Source organism: Nonomuraea sp. NPDC050786, assembly GCF_040654115.1.
Lineage (GTDB): Bacteria > Actinomycetota > Actinomycetes > Streptosporangiales > Streptosporangiaceae > Nonomuraea.
Window position 1 is genome coordinate 184689 of the sequence record NZ_JBFAHJ010000013.1, and the last position, 18509, is coordinate 203197.

20 protein-coding genes, 1 tRNA gene and 1 pseudogene are annotated in these 18509 nt (G+C 67.8%); 10 read left to right on the forward strand and 12 right to left on the reverse strand.

Going from position 1 to position 18509, the window contains the following annotated elements; translation table 11 throughout:
* Nucleotides 1–870 (forward strand): ABC transporter ATP-binding protein, encoded by an 870-nt coding sequence (locus AB0H84_RS24490; protein WP_357608435.1) that lies wholly within the window; start codon nucleotides 1–3, stop codon nucleotides 868–870.
* Here the strand turns inward: AB0H84_RS24490 and AB0H84_RS24495 are convergent.
* The gene (locus AB0H84_RS24495; RefSeq protein ID WP_357608314.1) at nucleotides 863–1321 is read right to left on the reverse strand and encodes a MarR family transcriptional regulator; all 459 of its coding nucleotides are present in this window, start codon (nucleotides 1319–1321) and stop codon (nucleotides 863–865) included. The two genes, AB0H84_RS24490 and AB0H84_RS24495, sit on opposite strands and share 8 nt — an antisense overlap.
* A gap of 74 nt (nucleotides 1322–1395) precedes the next feature.
* On the opposite strand from AB0H84_RS24495, the gene AB0H84_RS24500 reads away from it, so the two are divergent.
* Nucleotides 1396–2802: an MFS transporter gene (locus AB0H84_RS24500; protein ID WP_357608317.1), complete on the forward strand. Its 1407-nt coding sequence runs from the start codon at nucleotides 1396–1398 to the stop codon at nucleotides 2800–2802.
* Here the strand turns inward: AB0H84_RS24500 and AB0H84_RS24505 are convergent.
* Both AB0H84_RS24505 and AB0H84_RS24510 read right to left on the reverse strand, forming a co-directional pair.
* A complete protein-coding gene (locus AB0H84_RS24505) occupies nucleotides 2780–3136 on the reverse strand; it encodes a DUF742 domain-containing protein (RefSeq protein WP_357608320.1) in 357 nt (118 codons plus the stop codon). The two genes, AB0H84_RS24500 and AB0H84_RS24505, sit on opposite strands and share 23 nt — an antisense overlap.
* A complete protein-coding gene (locus AB0H84_RS24510; protein ID WP_357608323.1) occupies nucleotides 3129–4991 on the reverse strand; it encodes a nitrate- and nitrite sensing domain-containing protein in 1863 nt (620 codons plus the stop codon). Before AB0H84_RS24510 ends, AB0H84_RS24505 begins: the two co-directional genes overlap by 8 nt.
* Nucleotides 4992–5187: 196 nt before the next feature.
* Between AB0H84_RS24510 and AB0H84_RS24515 the strand changes: the two genes are divergently transcribed.
* Nucleotides 5188–6747, forward strand: coding sequence for an ABC transporter substrate-binding protein (locus AB0H84_RS24515; RefSeq protein WP_357608326.1), 1560 nt, complete (start codon nucleotides 5188–5190; stop codon nucleotides 6745–6747).
* Here AB0H84_RS24515 and AB0H84_RS24520 read toward each other — a convergent pair.
* The gene (locus AB0H84_RS24520; RefSeq protein WP_357608445.1) at nucleotides 6723–6911 is read right to left on the reverse strand and encodes a hypothetical protein; all 189 of its coding nucleotides are present in this window, start codon (nucleotides 6909–6911) and stop codon (nucleotides 6723–6725) included. The genes AB0H84_RS24515 and AB0H84_RS24520 overlap by 25 nt on opposite strands.
* A 21-nt stretch (nucleotides 6912–6932) precedes the next feature.
* Between AB0H84_RS24520 and AB0H84_RS24525 the strand changes: the two genes are divergently transcribed.
* From AB0H84_RS24525 to AB0H84_RS24535, 3 genes are all read left to right on the forward strand, one after another.
* Nucleotides 6933–7562, forward strand: a complete 630-nt coding sequence (locus AB0H84_RS24525) for a hypothetical protein (RefSeq protein WP_357608438.1) — start codon at nucleotides 6933–6935, stop codon at nucleotides 7560–7562.
* A gap of 75 nt (nucleotides 7563–7637) precedes the next feature.
* Nucleotides 7638–8432, forward strand: a complete 795-nt coding sequence (locus AB0H84_RS24530) for an exodeoxyribonuclease III (protein WP_357608329.1) — start codon at nucleotides 7638–7640, stop codon at nucleotides 8430–8432.
* An 88-nt stretch (nucleotides 8433–8520) separates the two neighbouring features.
* Nucleotides 8521–8754, forward strand: coding sequence for a hypothetical protein (locus tag AB0H84_RS24535; protein ID WP_357608331.1), 234 nt, complete (start codon nucleotides 8521–8523; stop codon nucleotides 8752–8754).
* A gap of 63 nt (nucleotides 8755–8817) precedes the next feature.
* On the opposite strand, the gene AB0H84_RS24540 is transcribed toward AB0H84_RS24535, so the two are convergent.
* Together AB0H84_RS24540 and AB0H84_RS24545 are read right to left on the reverse strand one after the other, a co-directional pair.
* A complete protein-coding gene (locus AB0H84_RS24540; protein ID WP_357608334.1) occupies nucleotides 8818–9744 on the reverse strand; it encodes a cobalamin biosynthesis protein in 927 nt (308 codons plus the stop codon).
* Nucleotides 9728–10510, reverse strand: coding sequence for a phosphotransferase (locus AB0H84_RS24545; RefSeq protein ID WP_357608337.1), 783 nt, complete (start codon nucleotides 10508–10510; stop codon nucleotides 9728–9730). The genes AB0H84_RS24540 and AB0H84_RS24545 overlap by 17 nt, the downstream gene beginning before the upstream one ends.
* Nucleotides 10511–10600: 90 nt before the next feature.
* On the opposite strand from AB0H84_RS24545, the gene AB0H84_RS24550 reads away from it, so the two are divergent.
* On the forward strand, nucleotides 10601–11281 hold the full coding sequence (locus AB0H84_RS24550; protein ID WP_357608340.1) for a permease: 681 nt from the start codon (nucleotides 10601–10603) through the stop codon (nucleotides 11279–11281).
* Between the two features lie 110 nt (nucleotides 11282–11391).
* Nucleotides 11392–11465 (forward strand) — tRNA-Arg (locus tag AB0H84_RS24555).
* A gap of 208 nt (nucleotides 11466–11673) precedes the next feature.
* On the opposite strand, the gene AB0H84_RS24560 is transcribed toward AB0H84_RS24555, so the two are convergent.
* From AB0H84_RS24560 to AB0H84_RS24580, 5 genes and pseudogenes are all read right to left on the reverse strand, one after another.
* A complete protein-coding gene (locus tag AB0H84_RS24560; RefSeq protein ID WP_357608343.1) occupies nucleotides 11674–13239 on the reverse strand; it encodes a tyrosine-type recombinase/integrase in 1566 nt (521 codons plus the stop codon).
* A 1400-nt stretch (nucleotides 13240–14639) separates the two neighbouring features.
* Nucleotides 14640–15188 (reverse strand): restriction endonuclease subunit S, encoded by a 549-nt coding sequence (locus AB0H84_RS24565; protein WP_357608345.1) that lies wholly within the window; start codon nucleotides 15186–15188, stop codon nucleotides 14640–14642.
* Nucleotides 15185–15955, reverse strand: coding sequence for a transposase (locus AB0H84_RS24570; protein WP_357608348.1), 771 nt, complete (start codon nucleotides 15953–15955; stop codon nucleotides 15185–15187). Before AB0H84_RS24570 ends, AB0H84_RS24565 begins: the two co-directional genes overlap by 4 nt.
* A 9-nt stretch (nucleotides 15956–15964) precedes the next feature.
* On the reverse strand, nucleotides 15965–16129 hold the full coding sequence (locus tag AB0H84_RS24575) for a hypothetical protein (protein WP_357608448.1): 165 nt from the start codon (nucleotides 16127–16129) through the stop codon (nucleotides 15965–15967).
* A gap of 160 nt (nucleotides 16130–16289) precedes the next feature.
* A pseudogene (locus AB0H84_RS24580) lies at nucleotides 16290–16523 on the reverse strand (transposase family protein); the annotation flags it as partial.
* Between the two features lie 157 nt (nucleotides 16524–16680).
* Between AB0H84_RS24580 and AB0H84_RS24585 the strand changes: the two are divergent.
* On the forward strand, nucleotides 16681–17307 hold the full coding sequence (locus tag AB0H84_RS24585) for a hypothetical protein (RefSeq protein WP_357608351.1): 627 nt from the start codon (nucleotides 16681–16683) through the stop codon (nucleotides 17305–17307).
* Between the two features lie 34 nt (nucleotides 17308–17341).
* The gene (locus tag AB0H84_RS24590) at nucleotides 17342–17986 is read left to right on the forward strand and encodes a transposase (RefSeq protein WP_357608353.1); all 645 of its coding nucleotides are present in this window, start codon (nucleotides 17342–17344) and stop codon (nucleotides 17984–17986) included.
* Between the two features lie 11 nt (nucleotides 17987–17997).
* Here the strand turns inward: AB0H84_RS24590 and AB0H84_RS24595 are convergent, their stop codons facing one another.
* Nucleotides 17998–18405 carry an ACT domain-containing protein gene (locus tag AB0H84_RS24595; protein WP_357608356.1) on the reverse strand — a complete coding sequence of 136 codons (408 nt, stop codon included), beginning with the start codon at nucleotides 18403–18405 and terminating at the stop codon, nucleotides 17998–18000.
* Between the last annotated feature and the right edge of the window lie 104 nt (nucleotides 18406–18509).

An 18509-nucleotide genomic window follows, 5' to 3' on the forward strand; every position in this document is an offset into this window, starting at 1 on the left:
ATGCTCAGGGCCGAGCGGGTGACGCTCGGGTACGGCCGCCAGCCGGTCGTGCACGACGTGACCCTGGACATCACCGAGGGCGGCGTCGGCCTGATAGGGGAGAGCGGCTCGGGCAAGACCACCCTGGCGCGCGCGTTCCTGGGCCTCCTCACCCCCATGTCCGGAAATATCTGGTACGGCGACCAAAACCTGAAAAAGACGGACATGCGGAAGTTCCGCAAGGACGTCCAGCCCGTCTTCCAGGCCGAGGCCCTCGACCCCAGGATGCGCATCGGCACCTCCGTCGCGGAGGCACTCCCGAGAAGCGCCCGGTCCAGAGTGAAGGAGCTGCTCGAACAGGTCGGCCTGGACCCCGACGTGGCCACCCGCAGGCCGCACCAGCTCTCCGGCGGCCAGCGCCAGCGCGTGGTCATCGCCAGGGCCCTGGCCGTCGGCCCACGCCTGCTCATCCTGGACGAGCCCACCAGCGCGCTCGACGTCACCGTCCAGGCCAGGATCCTCGACCTGCTGGCCTCCCTGGAGACCGAGCGCCTGCTCATCACGCACAACCTCGCCGTCGTGGACCGGCTCTGCCGCGCCTCGCACGTGCTCTTCGCGGGCCGCGTGGTGGAGTCGGGCCCCACGGGCGACCTGCTGGCGAAGCCGGCCCACCCCTACACGCGTGCGCTGCGCGACGCCGTGCCGAAGCTGGGCGGCGCTCCGCCCGAGGCCAGGGGCAGGACGGAGGCCGTACCCGCCCGGACCGGATGCGCCTTCCGGCTGCGCTGCCCGCTGGCCGTGCCGGAATGCGAGCAGCCGCCCGCGCTCAGAGAGATCGGAGGAGGCCGTCAGGTCGCCTGCCACCGCGCGGAGGACGTACTGGCTAGATAACGCCCCGCAGGTGTGCGGTGAGGTCGTCGGCCAGTTTCCCCATCAACCTGGACAGCTCCGCTCGATCCGCCGTCGACCACTCGGCGAGCGCGCCCTCGAACCAGTCGGTCGTCACCTTGCGGCACTTGTTCGCGACCTCGATCCCCTCCTCGGTGAGCGCGATGCGCCACGCCCTGCCGTCGTTGGGGTCGCGTACCCGCTCGACCAGCTTGCGCTGCTCCAGCGAGGCGACGTGCCTGGTCACGTGAGGGCTCTCCACCCGCAGGCCTTCGGCGATCGCCCCGATCCTGCACGGCTCGGGCGCGTCCAGCAGGTGGGCGAGGATCTGCACGTCCGGCCGGTCGAGCCGGACGCCGGCCGCCTCGGTCAGCCGCTCGTGCGTCTTGGCGCGGTTGAGTGAGTTCACGAGTGTGCGGAACGCCACAACCGTCCTGTTGAGATCTTCGTCCATCCTGATTTACTTACCTAACTTACGTATGTAGTATCGTCGCTTGTTACTTACCTAAGTTACCTAAAGGAGCCGACATGGCGACAGTGGTCGTGCCCGCCGCGCGCGAGACGCCCACCAGGAACCCGTGGCCCGCGGTGGTCGCGCTCTCCTTCGCGGCCTCCATCGCCGCGCTGCAGAACACCGCGGTGGTGCCGTTGCTTCCCGTGCTGCAGCGGGAGCTGGATGTCTCGATCTCCGCCGTGAGCTGGACGCTCACCCTGAGCCTCCTGGTCGGGGCGGTCGCCACGCCGCTGCTGTCGCGCTTCGGCGACATGTACGGCAGGCGCCCCATGATCCTCGGCGCTCTGGCCCTGCTGGTGGTCGGCTCGGTCATGGCGGCGCTGGCGACCTCGCTGACCTGGTTGATCGTGGCGCGGGTGCTGCAGGGTGCGGTGGCCGCGCTGGTGCCGCTCTCCATCGGGGTGGCGCGCGACGTGCTGCCCAGGGAGCAGCTCGCGACCGGCATCGGGGTGATCAGCGCGACGATGGGGTTCGGGAGCGGCGGCGGGATGATTCTGGCCGGGCTCGCGTCCGGCGACTTCCACCTGGTGTTCTGGATCACGGGTGGCATCTCGCTGGTGGCCGCGGTGATCGTGGCCTTCCTCGTACGGGACGGCGCTCCGGCCGGCAAGGGCCGGCCCGACCTGGTCGGCGCCGCGCTGCTGACCGCCTGGCTGGTCGCACTCCTGCTGGCCATCAGCGAGGGCGGCTCGTGGGGCTGGACCTCGCCGGGCGTGCTGGGCCTGTTCGCCGCCGCGGTGGCGCTGGCGGCCGTCTGGGTGCTGGTCGAGCGGAGGGTGGCCGAGCCGCTGGTGGAGATGGCCATGCTGACGCAGCGGGGGACGATCGGGGCGACGGTGGCCTCGATGCTGCTCGGATTCTCGTTCTTCACCCTCATGACGGGCATCTCCAACTTCGCCCAGATACCCGAGAAGACCGGTTACGGCTTCGGCGCGTCCACCCTGGAGGTCGGCTTCCTCCTGCTGCCGAGCACGCTCTTCATGCTGGTGATCTCGCTGTTCGCCGGGCGGTTCATGCGCCGCTTCCAGGCCTCGTCCATGGTGGCGGTGGGTTCGGCGGTCACCGCGCTGGCCGCGCTCTGGCTGGTGGCCGAGCACAGCAGCCCGGCCCACCTGTACGTCGCGACCTCGCTGATGGGCATCGGGCTGGGCGTCGGCTACGCGGCGCTGGGCACCATGGCCGTCGAGCACGTGGACCCCGCCAAGACCGCCCTGGCGGCGGGCGTCAACGCGCTCGTGCGCATCGTGGGCGGCAGCACGGCGGGCGCGGCCATCGCCGCCATCCTGGCGGCCCAGCCGGGCGTGGGCGGCTACCAGCGGGTCTTCGGGGCGGCCGCCCTGGCAGGCGTCGTGGCCGCGATCTTCGCGGCCGTGTACGGGCGCCTCAACCGCAGGGCGGTCACAGCGCCTTCAACCCGCTGATCACCTCGAGCAGCACCTTCGCGTCGGGGGCGGGTGGCGGGTGCTCGACCTGCACGAGCTGCTGCGCGTGCAGGTCGCCGACCAGCACTCTGACCACGCCGATGGGCAGGTTCAGCTCGGCCGCGACGTCCACGAGCCGAGTCGGCTTGGTGCACTTCTGCAGGATGATCAGATGCTCGGGGCCCAGGCCCATGGGCAGGCTCAGACCGCCGGCGGTGATGATCACCGCGATGAGGTCGATGGCCTCGCTCGCGGGCACCGTACGGCCCCGGGTAAGCAGGTAGGCCGGGACGATAGGACCGGCGTCCTCGTCCAGCCAGCGCTCGTCATTCACTTCGCACCACCCGCATGGGTCGAGCGGGCTCGTTCACGTGGGCCTCCGGTTCTGGCTCGGCCACGTGCTCTTCCGGGATCAACACGATCGCGGTGGTCCCTCCATATGGTGAACCGCGCAACGTCACGCGGATGTCATGCCTGGCGGCCAGGCGGGAGACGACGAAAAGGCCGAGCCGGTCGCTGTCGGCCAGGTCGAACTCGGGTGGGCTGGCCAGCCGCTCGTTGAACTCGGCCAGCTCCGCTGCGCTCATCCCGAACCCGCGGTCCTCGACCTCGAAGACGAAGCCGCGGGCCGCCACCTCGCCGCGCACGATGACCGACGTGTGCGCGGGCGAGTAGACGGTGGCGTTCTCGATGAGCTCGGCGATCAGGTGGATCACGTCGCCCACCACGGGCCCGGCCAGGCGCTGGCCGGACATCGGCTCGACGGTGACCCGCTGGTAGTCCTCCACCTCGGCCGACGCGCCGCGGGCCACGTCGAGCATCGGCACCGGCCGGCTCCAGCCGCGGCCGGGGGTGGCGCCCGAGAGGATGATCAGACCCTCGGCGTGGCGGCGCATGCGGGTGGTCAGGTGGTCGAGCTTGAACAGGTCGTCCAGCGCGTCGGGGTCGGTGGCGCGGTGCTGCATGTCCTGCAGCTGGATGCGCTGGCGGTGCAGCAGCGTCTGGCTGCGCCTGGCCAGGTTGCGGAACACGTGCCCGACACCCTCGCTGAGCTGCGCCTGCCCCACCGCGGCCTCGACGGCGGTCTGCTGGACGGTGGAGAACGCCTGGCCCACGTCGTCGATCTCGACCGTGGTGCTCGCCACGGAGAGCTCCGGCACCTCGACCGTCTCTCCCTTGCGGAGCTTGGCCACCACGCGGGGGAGCCGTTCCTGGGCCACCTCCAGCGCGGCCATGCGCAGCGCGCCCAGCTCCTTGGAGAGCCGGTTCCCCATACGCAGTGAGAACGCGATCGACACGATCACCAGGCCCAGCGCCGTGCCCGCCAGCAGGAGCGCCCTGGACAGCACCTGGTCGGCGATCGGGTCCGCCCGCCCGTTCAGCACCGTGCTGGCCTGCATCTGCGCGTCCTGGAACGACTTCGCCAGCGACTCCGTGGTGGCGAGCCAGCCCTGCGGCGCCCGCCCGGCGATGATCTGGTCCTCCATCAACCGCATCCGCTGGTAGGCGGGGCTGGTGATCAGCGCCACCTGGGTGTCGCGCAGGACGGGGTCGAGCTCGCTGAGCGACTGGTCGACCAGGAAGCGCCGGTTGCCGGCGAGCTGGGTGAACAGCCTGCGCTCCGCGGGCGTCGTCGGCCCGAACGCGACGGCCTGCTCCCTGGTGAGCAGCTCCTTGGCGTACCCCATGTCGATGACCACGCGCGACTGCTCGTAGATCGGGATGTCGTCGATCATCTCGACCCGCTTGTGCAGGCCGAACAGGGTGTCGATGATCGCGCTGTACGCCTCCACGGTGTGCAGACGGTCAGACAGGCTCGTGTCGATCTCTCCTCGGATCGCCTCGAGCCTGTCGAGCTGCGTGTTCACCGCGTCCACTTGTGTGCGGATCTCTTCCGATCGGTCCTTGGATGTGCTGGAGCGCTGCCTGAACTCGTCCCTGGCGGCGTCGGTCCGGGTGCGCTGCGCTGTCACGGTCGACTTGCTCTCGGAGTGGCGGAGATACTTGGCCGCGACAAGACGCTCACGCTGAATCTCGCTGATCAGTTTGTACGCGGGGAGGCGGAGGTTCGTCCAGAGTGTCTTGTATTCGCGCAGCTCCAAGCTCTCAGTGGCGGTGACGGCGGTGATGACCCCCCACAGGACCACCATGGAGGTCAGCGGCACGAGCAGCAGTCCGATGATCTTCATGCGGATCGTTCGGCTACGACCCATGGCACCTCACTCCGGTCGGTCCCCTGCTGGCAACCCCGGACGGGACAAGCCCCGAGGATAGCAATTCGATCACCAGAATGCCCAATTTTTCGGGACTTTTGGACACCTGGGCACGGATCCTATCGATCTTGGAGTAGGTTTCCCGAGTACATCGCTGACAGAGGGAGTTGCGTTGCGCCGTCGTCTCGCAGCGGCCGCCGCGCTGATGCTCCTCGCGGCCTGTTCGACGCCTCCGGAGCCGCCTCAGGCCCCGGCGGGGGTGTCCTCGTTCGTCTACGTCAAGAACCTGGACATCGTCACCGAATGGGACCCGAGCAAGTCCTACTCCAGCGAGGTCGTCGCCTTCCAGAACATCTACGAGACGCTCACCTTCTGGAACCCCGTCACCAAGAAGTCCAGCCCCCGCCTGGCCACGTCGTGGCGCTCCTCACCCGACGGCCGGACGTGGACCTTCAACCTCCGTCCCGGGGTGACCTTCCACACCGGCAGGCAGCTGGACGCGGCCGCCGTCAAGGCGTCGATCGAGCGGACCATGCAGGCCAGGACGGGCGCCTCCTACATCTGGGACGCCGTCTCCTCCATCAGGGTCGACGGCCCCACCACGGTGACGTTCGCGCTGAAGTACCCCGTTCCCCTGGACCTGGTGGCCTCCTCCACGTACGCGGCCTACATCTACGACACGCAGGCGGCGCCCGACCTCGGGGCGTTCTTCGCGACCGGCAGGGACGCCGGCTCGGGGCCGTACACGGTGACGAAATGGCAGAAGGGCAAGGAGGACGAGCTCACACTCACCGCGTACGACAAATACTGGAGAGGGTGGGAGGGGCCGCACTACAACACGGTGAGGTTCCGCGTCGTGCCCGACCCCGACCGGGCGTGGCGGCTGCTGCAGCGGGGCGAGGTGAGCTTCGTGCCGCGGCTCAATTCGCGCCTGTTCGCCGAGGCCGCCGCAGAGCCGGGCGTGCGCACGTCGGAGCGGCCGTCGTTCCAGACGGCGATGATGCTCTTCAACACCGCGAGCGGGCCGATGCGCGACGTGCGCGTGCGCCGCGCGGTCCAGAAGGCCGTCGACTACCAGGGCCTGATCAAGGACCTGAAGGGCGCCGTCTCCCCGGCCAGCGGCATCGTCCCTGAGGGGCTGATGGGTCACGTGCCGAGGCGCGTGCCCCGGCAGGACCTGGCGGGCGCGGCCCAGCTGCTGGCCAAGGCGGGGTACGGCCCGGGCGGCCGGCCGCTGCGGCTGAAGCTCACGTACGGGGAGGGCGACACGGACTGGCACCTGCTCGCCACCAGGCTCGCGTACGCCCTCAAACCGCTCAACGTCACGATCGACGCCCAGGCCATGCCGTGGACCGCCCAGTGGGAGCTGGGCAAGAAGCGCGGCCAGGACATCTTCGTCATGTACTGGTGGCCCGACTACGCCGACGGCTACTCGTGGTTCGGCAACGTCTTCCACAGCGCGAACCCGCCCGTCTTCAACCTGACCTATCTGCGCGACCAGACCCTGGACGCGCTGCTCGACACCGTGCCCGAGCTGACCGTGACCGACAAGACGGCGGCGCAGCGGGCGTACGAGCAGGCCACGAAGCGGGTGCTCGACCTGCGGGCGGCCGCCGCGATCCCGTGGGTGGTCAACTACCAGCGGTCCTTCCAGGGCGCCGTGCAGGGCTACGACGACAACCCGGCCTACCCGGACGTGGTCTTCGTCTACGACCTGCGCCCCTCGGGCTGACCCGTCTCTGCACTTGCTCCTTGGACGCGCTCTTTCAGGCGCGCCCGGATCTCCTCGGGGGTGTAGGCGCGGCGGCGGCGCTCGGCGCGCGCGATCACCACTCCCGTGGCCGCGACCCCCATGATCCCCGCCAGACCCAGCATCTTCCACCAGCGCATGCGCATGTTGCCTAGGCTAGCGGTGTGCTGACTCTCGATGAGGCCGTCAGGGTGACCAGGACGGGCGATCTGTGGATCTTCCGCGGGCGTTCGGTGCCCGACCGCGCCATCCAGACGATGACCAACAGCCCGGTCAACCACGTGGGCATGGCCATCGTGGTCGAGGACCTGCCGCCGATGATGTGGCACGCCGAGCTCGGCAGGTCGCTGCTCGACCTGTGGTCGGGCACCCACCAGCGCGGGGTGCAGCTGCACGATCTGCGCGACGCGGTGACCACGTGGGGCGACCGCTACGGCCAGCGGGCCTGGCTGCGCCAGCTCGAGCCGGAGGCGACGCGGGAGATGGAGGACGCGGCCCTGCGCACGGTGGCCCGGCTCGACGGCACCCCGTTCCCCTCCACCGCCCGCCTGGCCGGCCGCTGGGCCAAGGGCCGCCTCCCGCGGCTGCGCCGCCGCCTCAAGGAGGAGACGCTCGAGAGCGCGTACTGCGCCGAGGTGGTGGCCGTCACGTACGAGGCCATGGGCCTGCTGCCCGCCGGGCGGCGCCCCAACTGGTACGACCCGGGCAAGTTCTGGAGCGGCGACGACCTCGAGCTGCTCATGGGGCACAGGCTGAGCAACGAGATCATGGTGGGCGTGGAGCGCAGCCGCCCCTGACTTACGGCGCTTCTCCATGAGGGTGCTTCCCCTGCCACGACGTTCAGCGGCGCGTCGGCGTGGCAGGGTGGAGACATGCGGCTCGCAACGTGGAACGTCAACTCCGTGAAAGCCCGTCTGCCCCGTCTCCTCGAGTGGCTGGCCGAGACGAAGCCGGACATCCTCTGCCTCCAGGAGACCAAGTGCCCGGCGGAGGCGTTCCCCACGGCGGAGGTGGCCGAGCTGGGCTACGCCGCCGCGGCCCACGGCGACGGGCGGTGGAACGGCGTCGCCCTGCTCTCCAAGGTCGGCCTCGACGACGTGACGCTCAGCTTCCCGGGCGAGCCTGGATTCGGGGAGCTCGACGGGGTGGGCGCGGCCATGCCCGAGGCCCGCGCGATCGGCGCGACCTGCGCCGGCATGCGCGTGTGGTCCCTGTACGCGCCGAACGGCCGCACCGTGGACTCGCCGCACTACGCGTACAAGCTCGACTGGTTCGCCGCGCTGCGGGACGCGCTGGCGGATGAGATGACCATGCCGCTGGTGGCGTGCGGCGACTACAACGTGGCGCCCACGGACGCCGACGTGTGGGACCCCGCGCTGTTCGCCGGCTCCACCCATGTCACCCCGGCCGAGCGCCAGGCCCTGGCCGAGCTGCGGGCCCTGGGGCTGCACGACGTGGTGCCGACGCCGATGAAGGGGCCGCACCCGTTCACGTACTGGGACTACCGGGCCGGGATGTTCCACAAGAACATGGGGATGCGCATCGACCTGGTCTACGCGAGCGCGGACGTCGCCGGACGGGTGCGCGCGGCGTACGTCGACCGGGAGGCCCGCAAGGGGAAGGGCCCGTCCGATCACGCGCCGATCGTGGTCGATCTCGAGCCTTAATTGCGATTACAAACCGCTGTCGGCCGAGTATCGTGAGTTCTCAAAGTTTCGGGGGCGTGAGTAACCTTCAGAGCCACAGGGGGTCTCCGTGGAACCTGCAGACGGTCGCATCATCTTATTCATCATCATCGCATTCGCCGTGTTCGCTCTCGGCCGCCGGTTCCAGCACATGATCATTATGCGTCAGGTCTGGAAGCAGAGCGCCAAGCAGGTGGTCGCCAGGAAGGAGGTGGCGAACAGCGCAGCGAAGTCGATGATCGGGATCACCCTGGTGGCGCTATTCGTCGTCTGGCTGGTGCTCAACCTCAACCGCGTCATGTGAAAAGCGCTCAATAGCAGTTGATTACCGCGCAATTGCGCCGCGGCCCGCAATCTTCCAAATGGCCTATTTGTGCCGATTTTTTAGGGCCCAGGCTGTCAGTACGGCCACTCCCGCAGCGGCCAGGCTCACCGCACGTGTCAGGCGCACGGCCCGGCGGATGTCCTTGACGCCGGGCTCCGGCCCGTCGCCCATGGTGGGGCGGTGCTCGGTCCTGCCCTGATAGACGTTCGTGCCGCCGAGGGTGACGCCGAGCGCGCCGGCGAAGGCCGCCTCGCACCGGCCGGCGTTCGGGCTGGGGTGCCGGTGGCCGTCCCTCCTGAGCACGGCCAGCGCGCGGCCGGGGCTCGGGCCGGTCAGGACCGTCAGCAGGGCGGTCACCCTGGCCGGCACGTAGTTCGCGACGTCGTCCAGCCGCGCCGCCGCCCAGCCGAACCGCTCGTAGCGGGGCGAACGGTGGCCGATCATGGCGTCCAGCGTGTTGATCGCCCGGTACGCCAGCAGCCCCGGCACCCCCGCCACCGCGCCCCAGAAGAGCGGGGCCACGACGGCGTCGGAGGTGTTCTCGGCCAGCGACTCGACCGTGGCCCTGGCCAGTCCGTCAGCCTCGAGGTGCGAGGGGTCGCGGCCGCACAGGTGGGGGAGGCGCGCCCTGGCCCGCGCCAGATCGCCGCGATCGAGGGCGTCGGCCAGGTACTCGCCCTCGCGGGCGAGCGTGGTGCCGCCGAGCACGGCCCACGTGGCGACGGCTGTGACGGCCGTACGCGCCTGTGGGATCCGCTGCGCGACGATACCGAGCGCGGTCACGCCCCCCACGCACATAGCGACATGTACGACTCCGTACGCCTTCTTATCCGCGTACAGGGATTTTTCAATCTTCGCGGCGGTACGCCCGAAGACCGCGACCGGATGGGCGGGGCTCTGCGGGTCGGCGAACAACCGGTCGAGGGCCACCCCGAGGGCGAGCCCCAGCGGATCACACCAGGTGCGCATGGAGTGCGTCTTCGTGCGCGTCCAGCCAGGCGGAGGCGCGGCGGATGCGCTCGCCGGCGCCGCCGGCCCACATCTTCGCCCAGTTGCCGCCGGTCGAGGCGCGGGTGCGCATGACGGTGTAGGAACGGTGGAAGCGCAGCCTGGCCAGGTCGAGGAGGCGGCGGCGGTCGCGGGGCGGCACGCCGTACGCGTCGCAGAACAGCCGCAGCCGGGCGCCCACGTCGAGGTCGCGGAGGAGGGGGTGCCGGTCGACGGGGTCGGCGATGGGGGCCCAGTGGCGGAGCGTGGTGACGACGTCGAAGAGCCTGGTGGTCGGGCGGGCCAGGTCGAAGTCGATCAGCGCGCGGGGCGTGTTGTCACGAAATATCACGTTTTCTGGCGTTAAATCACAGTGTCCTATGACTTCTGGCGCTTTGTCGTCATTCGACCCGTACGCCCATCCTTCGGTCGCCAGCGGGAACCCGGCGGTCGCGTCATGGAACTTGCGCACCAGCACGGCGAGCCCGGCCAGCGCCTCGTCGGTCACGCACTCGACCCGCAGCCCCGTCGTACCCGGCACGTAGGTGAGGATCTCGCGCCCCAGCGCGTCCATCCCCAGCACCCGCGGCGCCCCCTCGAACCCCGCGGCCTCGAGGTGCCTGAGCAGGGCATGCACAGCGGGCGTCGACGTACTGGCCGGTCTCCGTACGGTGTCACCGACCCGCACCACCCCGTCAGTCACGTCGCCGCCCTGCAGGGGAATCTCATGCAGGAGCGTCGCGACCATGCCACGAGAGCTTAGACCCTTTTGCCCCGTCCCCGCCCGGCCTTTTCACGGCTCGGCCGTCACACTCCCGCGCCTCTGACGTTGACTCCCATGCCGATCCTGCTGGCTCTGGCGGCGTTCCTCATGGCCATCCTGGGCGGCCTGGCCGCCGACCGCGTCGGCAACCGCCGCCACCTCCTCGTCGGCGCCGCCGCCGGGATGATGCTCGGCGTGGTGGCCTTCGACCTCCTCCCCGAGGCTCTGGCCCACGACACGCTGCGGGCGTACGGCGTATCCCTGCCGCTGCTGACCTTCGCCCTGGCGTTTCTGGCCCTCCACGTCGCCGAACGCGCGATGGGCATGCACGACGCCCACGAAACCGACCACGCCACCCACCGGCGCCACGCCCGTTCGGGAGCCGGCCTCACCGCCGGCGCGGCCCTCGTCGTCCACAGCCTCCTGGACGGGGCCGCCATCGGCGCCGCGTACCAGACGGACACCTCGCCGGCGGTGGCCGTGGCGGCAGGAGTGATCGCTCACGACTTCACGGACGGCTTCAACACGTACACGGTCACCTCCCTGTACGGCAACGCCCGCCACCGCGCCCTCACCCTCCTGCTCCTGGACGCCCTGGCCCCCGTGCCCGGCGCCACCCTGACCACCCTCGTCACCATCCCGGACGGCCTCCTGGGCGCCTACCTGGGCTTTTCTCCGGTTTTCTCCTCTACCTGGCAACCTCCGATATCCTCCCAGAGGCCCACACACCCAGACGTGCCACCGGCTGGACGCTGACGGCGACGGTCGTGGGGACGCTGGTGATGTGGGGTGTGATCGGGCTGACAGGCTGACACGAGGAAAACGTGTGCATGACAAGTCGCCGGATCATGCACAATAAGGCGGGAGCGCCCTTAGCTCAGCTGGATAGAGCACCGGACTTCTAATCCGACGGTCGCAGGTTCGAATCCTGCAGGGCGCGCTTTGATGATGGTCTGACCTGCGGTTATGCGGGATCGGATGCGTTCTAGAATTTTCGTCTAGCGCTTGCGTGCTCCGTGCGTGCTCGCGCGCACCAACCCCGCACACACCATGATCCATTAGGCCTCTCCGACTGCTACGGGAACTGCAGCGGCCCCGCCTCGCCGCGACAAGGTGGCGAATGCGGGGCCGGATGCTTAATCCGACTGTCAGCTTCTCAGCGAGATGAGTTTCCCGGGCGCGGCCTGGCCTTCGTCACCGAAGAGCAGGGCGGCGGTCTTCTCGGCCGCGGCCGTGGCCACCTGCGGGTAGACGGAGGTGTAGGTGTCGGCGGTGAACGCACTCGAGGTGTGTCCCAGAGTCTCCTGCACCACCTTCATCTCCACCCCGGCCGCCAACATCAACGAGGCCGCGCCATGACGCAGGTCATGGAGCCGGATCGGCGGTAGCCCCGCCAGGTAGGCCAGCCAGAGAAACTGGTCGGAGACGTGCTGGGGATGCAGGCGGCTGCCGTCGGGCTGGGTGAAGACGAACCTGCTGTCGGTCCATACCTCGCCCATGGCCAGCCGTTCCTGGAGTTGCTGCTGCCGGTGGACGCGCAGCACCCGGGCAGTGTCGCTGTCCAGGGCGATGGTGCGCACCGAGGCGTCGGTCTTCGGGGTGCCCTCATGAACCTCCCAAGCCAGCTGCACGAGCTGCCAGTTCACGGTCAAGGTCTGGCCGTCGAGGTCGACCTCTTTCCAGCGCAGTCCGCAGGCCTCGCCCCGGCGCAGCCCGCGCAGCGCGATCAACTGATAGAGGGCGAACAACCGATGCCGTCGTGCTTCTTCGAGGAACAGGCGGGTTTGCGCCGGTGTCCAGACCATCACCGGGGAGGGACGGGGCACGCCGGTGTAGGCGTCGATGGGATCGACCCGCCGCCCGCCCCGGCGCTGCTTCTCCCTCTCCCGGTAGCTGCGGTAGTCCTGCTGCCAGGCGCGGATCCGGTCGTCGGTCCACACCAGCGGCTTGGGCCGGGTGTGGGCGGCCATCTCCAAGACAGCGGCGGGGTTGAAGTCGATGAGCCGGTCTTGCCGCATGGCCATGTTGAGCGCGTGCCGCAGTGTGGCGCGGATGCGATGCATGGTGGAGACGCTGATCGGCCGCCGGTACTTCACACTCGCCCGAACCTTCGGGTCGGGGTCGGCGCGGCGTTCGGCGATGGTGTCGCTGAACTCCTCGATCTGCTCGAACATCAACGCGATGTCGCTAACCTTGAGCTGATCCAGCCTGAGCTGCCCCAGGTAGGGGGTGAGGTAGAGGCGGATGTGGCCTTCATAGGAGCGGCGGGTGGTCTCCTCGATCTTCCGTTTGCGGTTGAGGAACTCGGACAACCACTGCTCGACGGTGATCTCCTGAGTGAGATGCTGCCCAGTCTTGATCTTGCGGCGGATCGTTTCCGCGTCCGGGAGGGTGTCGGTCTCGGCCAGGGTGCGTTTGATCAGGTCGGCGATCTGGGTACGGGTGGCCGGCTCGCGCGGGTCGGCCAGCGCCAGCAGGTCACGCACACTGCTGAGTTCGTCCTTGGCGGCGTCCTGGGTGGCGAAGCCGCCCCGGCGCAGTGGCCCACGCCGCTTACCGTCAGGTCCAGGCGGGAGTTCGATCTGATAGTTCCAGATGCCATGCCGGTAGCTCCATCCGCCGTCGGCGCGGCGCAGCTTGGGGCATTGCTGCCCGAGTGCCTTGCCGACGCTGTCGCGGCAGGAGCAGCGTTTGAAAGTGCGTCCCTCGGCCATTGTGGTGACTGTCCTGTTCTCTTCGGTGCTGTTGGGCGGGGCCGACGTGGGGTCGTGAGAGGGGCAGGGTGGCACTCGGCACAGGATTGCTGCGCCCAGCTCCGGTAGCGGTGCTGGTGAAGGGACCGATCGCCCCGGTCAAAGGGCGTGCCTCTGAATGCTCCTGTTCCGGACACGCATCCCGCGCTACCCCGTTCAGTCATGGCCCCGGTGATTGCTGGGTATGGACGCACGGCAGCCCCTGTCGCCCGTGCCGCTGTCTGTGCGTTGTGGAGCGACGGGGCCCGTCGTGCTTCCCGTCCGGCGCGGCCGATGCGGTGGCGTGATCGGGCGAGCACGCCCGTGGTCGTCACCCCGCCGCATCGATGGCCGTGCCGGACATGGCGTATCGACGCCCACCTGGATGGCGTTGGTCAAGGCCGAATCCGACGGTCAACGCCGGAACGGGGCGCCGGCGGTTTTCGCACGGAGTCGCCGCCGTCTCATCGCGAATCGCTTCGAGGCGCCACAGCGTAAGGACAGCTTCCGTGTGCAGGAACGCACCCATGCGTGCCAGCGGGATGAGAAGCCGTTTCCAGTACGCCGGCCGGGGATGACATGTGCCGTCGCTGCCGACTCGATGGGCTCTTTGCAGCGGTCGGGGCCGTCGGTCGTGCTGAGCGGTAGGGTTCGCGATTCGCCTGGTACGGCGGATGATGTGGTTGGTGGTGTCGCGTTGTCCTGCGGTGAAGTCATGTCGGTGCGGCCCAATTACTTGGGCCACCTGATCCCTGTCACCTTTATAAATACCTGCGATCAGGTCCGGTTTTGGACAGCAGGCGAAGCAAAGATCTGACTATGATTACCGGACAAAGCATTCGTTTCCGGTTCATGTTCGCTGCCCTCGACCGGCGGGTGGCCGCCGCAGGTCGTAGAGGCCGGGGGCATGGCGGCGTGCAGGATGTGAGCGATGAAGGGAGAGAAGCTGGCGCGCCTGCGGATTAAAAGTCCGAAGCTCTTATGTCGAACCCTATCTCAACGTATCCGATTATATCACTCTGCGCGCTGATGTCAGTTTCGAAATGTCCAAGAATATCGCATGGTGCTATGCTGTATCAGGTGCCGCTGAGCATTTAACGGGCAACCATGGGGCGGATGGCATCTCTTGAACATTCTCACTTTTCATTCAATTGGCCGATTGGGGTCGCCTGATCCGTATCGAATATTATCCGGTGGGTGTTAACAGCTGGCCTGAGCCTGAGTGTCGCCGTGTACCGTGCCGGATCCAATTGCCGATCCACAGCGATTCGTCGCCCCCACCATACGTCTACGGGGCAGGCTCAGTGAAGTCCTCGACGGGCATTAACGCGCCGCTTGATCAGCCCGGATAGAGTTTTCGGCAGGCACGGTGCTCTCGTGATTCATTCGCTCGCCTCCAAGAGCTCGCCGCGAAATGCCTTCGCAAGTACGACCTGTCCAGCACGCTCCAGGCGCGTAGAGGAATCGTCGATCTTCTGCAAGGCTCTATCGGCTATTTTAAGTAGCTCGTCAACACGCCGAACTATCTCACGCTGCTCGTCGAGTGGCGGAAGGTCAACAATCAACCCACGAGCGTCGCGGACGTTTATTCGCGGCATCGCCAGGCCAACATACTGGTCGCGCATCCTTTGCTGAGTGCTTGGGGCGGATAGGTAGTATGCCAGATATTTGCCTACGATGTTACTGCCCGGACGGATGCGAACCATTCCTTGCGTTATGTTTGCTCCGTCAATTCCTGGGGCGACAATGGCAACGCGAAGATTGCGAATTATGCATAGGAGTACATCGCCTTCTCGGAGAGCTGTCCGCTGGCGTTTAGACGCTATGTCGGTGCTTGTGTGGGCAAGCTGATCAACGAGAACCGTGCCGTTGATAACATCCTGCTGGCGCACATACGGGGTCTTCGTAATTGACGGGGCCGGTGTTGTCATGTGATCACCTTGGGTGATCTTGTTGTGGGTTCGGAACGTGACGATGGTCGGCGGCTCACCCGTGTTGTCGCGTAGCGGGCGCGGCGGCGTTGGTTGACAGGGTTGCGGAAGCCGAAGGCGATCCGCCCCACCAGTTTGATGATGCGGTTGGTGCCTTCGCTGGCGGCGTTGGAGACGCCGAGCAGGACGGCGGCGGCGATCTCGTGCCGCCAGGTGCTGACGGTCTGGGCCAGCCCTGCCAGCTCGGGGATGTGGGAGTGATCGGCGCACCAGGCGAAGAAGGTGGCCAGCCGGTCGCGGACACCGCTGGCGCAGGTGGCACGGAAGACCGCGCGCAGTTGTTCCTTGGCCACCCAGCAGGCCAGCACCTGCTCGCCTGCGCCGCCGGCGGCCAGAAAGACCTCCCACATCGCGTTCACCCGTTTCTCGGGCACGTCTTCCCGGTTGCGCAGCAGCGTGCGGCGCATGCCGTACTCCGGGTCCCCAGCGCGGCCCCGACGGCCGTAACGGGCATGGATGGCGCGACGGCGCACCAGGTTGATGACCTTGCTGGCGGCCTGGATCACGTGAAAGTGGTCGACGGCCAGCACGGCGTGCGGCAACGCGGCGCGCACTGCGTTGGCATAGGAGGTGCTCATGTCGATGGCCACCACCCGGATCTGGTCGCGCCAGGCGGCCGGCTGCGCGGCCAGCCAGGACATGATGGTCTCGGCGGTGCGGCCCTCGACCTGCCCCAGCAGGCCCTGCCCGCCGTCGAGATCGACCAAGCCGGTGTGTCAGGTGTCGGCCTGCAGTACCCGCTGTCCCTGCTCATCGAGCCGATAGCGGGGCTTGCCGCGGCGGGTCTCGTCAATGCCCAGCGCGGCGACCGGCTCCAGCGGGCGCTCCAGCACCGGATCGGCCACCGCCGCGAAGGCGGCATGGGCGGTATGCCAGCTCACCCGATGAGTGGCGGCGACCTCGGATACCGGACGCACCTGGTCGCCGATCTCGACGGGCCATCTGCTCGCGCAACGCCTGGCTCAGCCGGGCGCCGCAGGCGATCGGCGGCACCTGCTCGGTGAAGGAGGCCCGCTCACACCACGGTGTGTCACAGCGCCAGCGCCGCTTGTGCACCACCAGCGTGACCGGCTCCAGCCCGATCGGCACATGCGCCGCCCGCGCCGTCACCCACTGCTTGGCCCGGCCTGCAGGAAGATCGCAATCCGGGCATAACGGCGGCCCCGACCGCTCCGGGACGACGTGCACCACCCGGCCATCGTCCCCGTCGTGTTCCACCTCGAACACCGACACACCTATCAGCCCCAGCAGGGCCGAACCCGTATGCTGCTCCATGCACCCGTGTGGCTGTGATCTTTATTCTTTGGCGAGAACATGATCCATCACCACGGGTGCTTCTTCGTCAATGGGTGCGGCTCTCCCGCAGGGACTGATTCGCCCAGCTCAGCGGATCCCTCCATGAGAGCTGCACCCAACCTGTAAAGTCCCCACCATGTCGACCCAGCGCCTGGCCTTTGTGGCTCCGCTTGACGAAGACAGCGAGGTCGAATGGGATGAGGACGGGGGATGGTGTCACGTTGCAACCAACCACCCGTTTGTCGTATTCGCCGGTGACCAACGATGGCAGCCAATTCGGCTGCCCGAGTCGTACGGCGATGGCGACCGCGCCGCGTGCGACTGGCAGACCCCCGATAAGACAGTCGTACGGCTGACCTTGGACACGATCGTCGCAGTGAGCCATGTCGAACTGCAGGGCGACTCGGTTAAGACGACGGAGGCGACGATTCGGACGAGCTGGGAGTGCGGAAGCTATGCCGACGTACTGTCCGGGCTCGTCCACCTGCATATGCTTAGCGAGGCGCAGGCCAAACAGGAGCTTCGGCGGCTCGCCGTGACAGGGCCGCGAGACCCGGACGCACGAGCTGTCGAGGTGGTCGAGGCTGCCGTTCGAGACCCACGTCCAAAGGTCCGTTCGGCGGCGATGACAGTCGTCCAATACCTCAAGTGGCAAGAATTTCGTCCCAGCGTGGAGGAGGTCTTGCGCCTCGACTCCGACGACGTTGCCGCATCGACGGTCCTCTATTTGCTGGACCTGGTGAGGCAGGCGGCGGGCGGCTGACCGTCATTCCGCCCACCGTGGGAATCTGGCTTGGGTGCAGCTCTCATGGAGGGATCCGCTGAGCTGGGCGAATCAGTCCCTGCGGGAGAGCCGCACCCTTCGTCTATCCAGCCCTGTTCGCTTCTCAGGCGACCGACCGTCACCGCACGGGATCACTCAACGTGATCAACTAGCAACTCAAGCCGGCGAACTACGAGAAGCCATCAAAGCGCCGCTGGACTACTCTCGCGGCCCTGAAAAGACCTGGGTATACGGAGGCCTGCGCATCGCCGACGGGACCGCGGTGACCATGACCGCCCCGCCCCGCAGCAGCCACTACTACCAGCAGTTCCTCGCCACGATCGAGGCCGCCAACCCCGGCGATAGCCTCATCTTCGTCATCACCGACAACTTATCCAGCCACAACAGCTACGCCACCCGGGACTGGCTGGCCGGCCATCCCCGCATCCGACAGGTCTTCATCCCGGTCGGCGCCTGCTGGCTCAACCTGCAAGAGGCCTGGTGGCGCATCTTCCGGCGGCATGCCATCGCCGGGCAGTGCTTCGTCGGCCCCGACGACATCGACTATGCCACGCGAATCGCCACCGCCCAACTCAACGCCCAGGCCAAACCCTGGGTCTGGGGACGCCCACCACCGCTACCACGGCAGCTACGCCGACGGTTCACCTACACCCTTTGAGGAACGCAGCACTAGTGCTGCGACCAGAACGGTTCACCGGCTTCGCCGCCCCCATGTTCCACCTGGTGACCCGCTTCCTCCAGGACGGTGACGGCCTGCTGCTTTCTCTGCTGAGGAACGAGCACCAAGTCGGCGTGGGAAGTCGAGGCGACGAACACCGTTATCGCTGCATCCGCCAACGGTTTGACGATTGCCGACAGCATGCCGGGAGTGTCAAGGTCGTGGGCGGTGGCGCCACTGTAGAAACCGATCCACCGTTCCCCTGGGTCCCGAGGCCCGGCCTTGCGAACAACGGTCAATCCTTCGGGCGCGCGGACAAGTACAACCCAGTCATCCTCGAGCGAGTCTGCATGCGTCAATTGCTCGATGACGAACAGTGGAGACACGATTCGCAGGTGTTGGGTCGTGAGGGGATCCATGGATGGGTTTATACCAGAAGTTCTGCGGCTCCACGGGATCGCATGCCAGAGCCGCTCAGCCGGACTTCCATGGAGCACAGCGTGTCACGGGCCGGAACAATTTA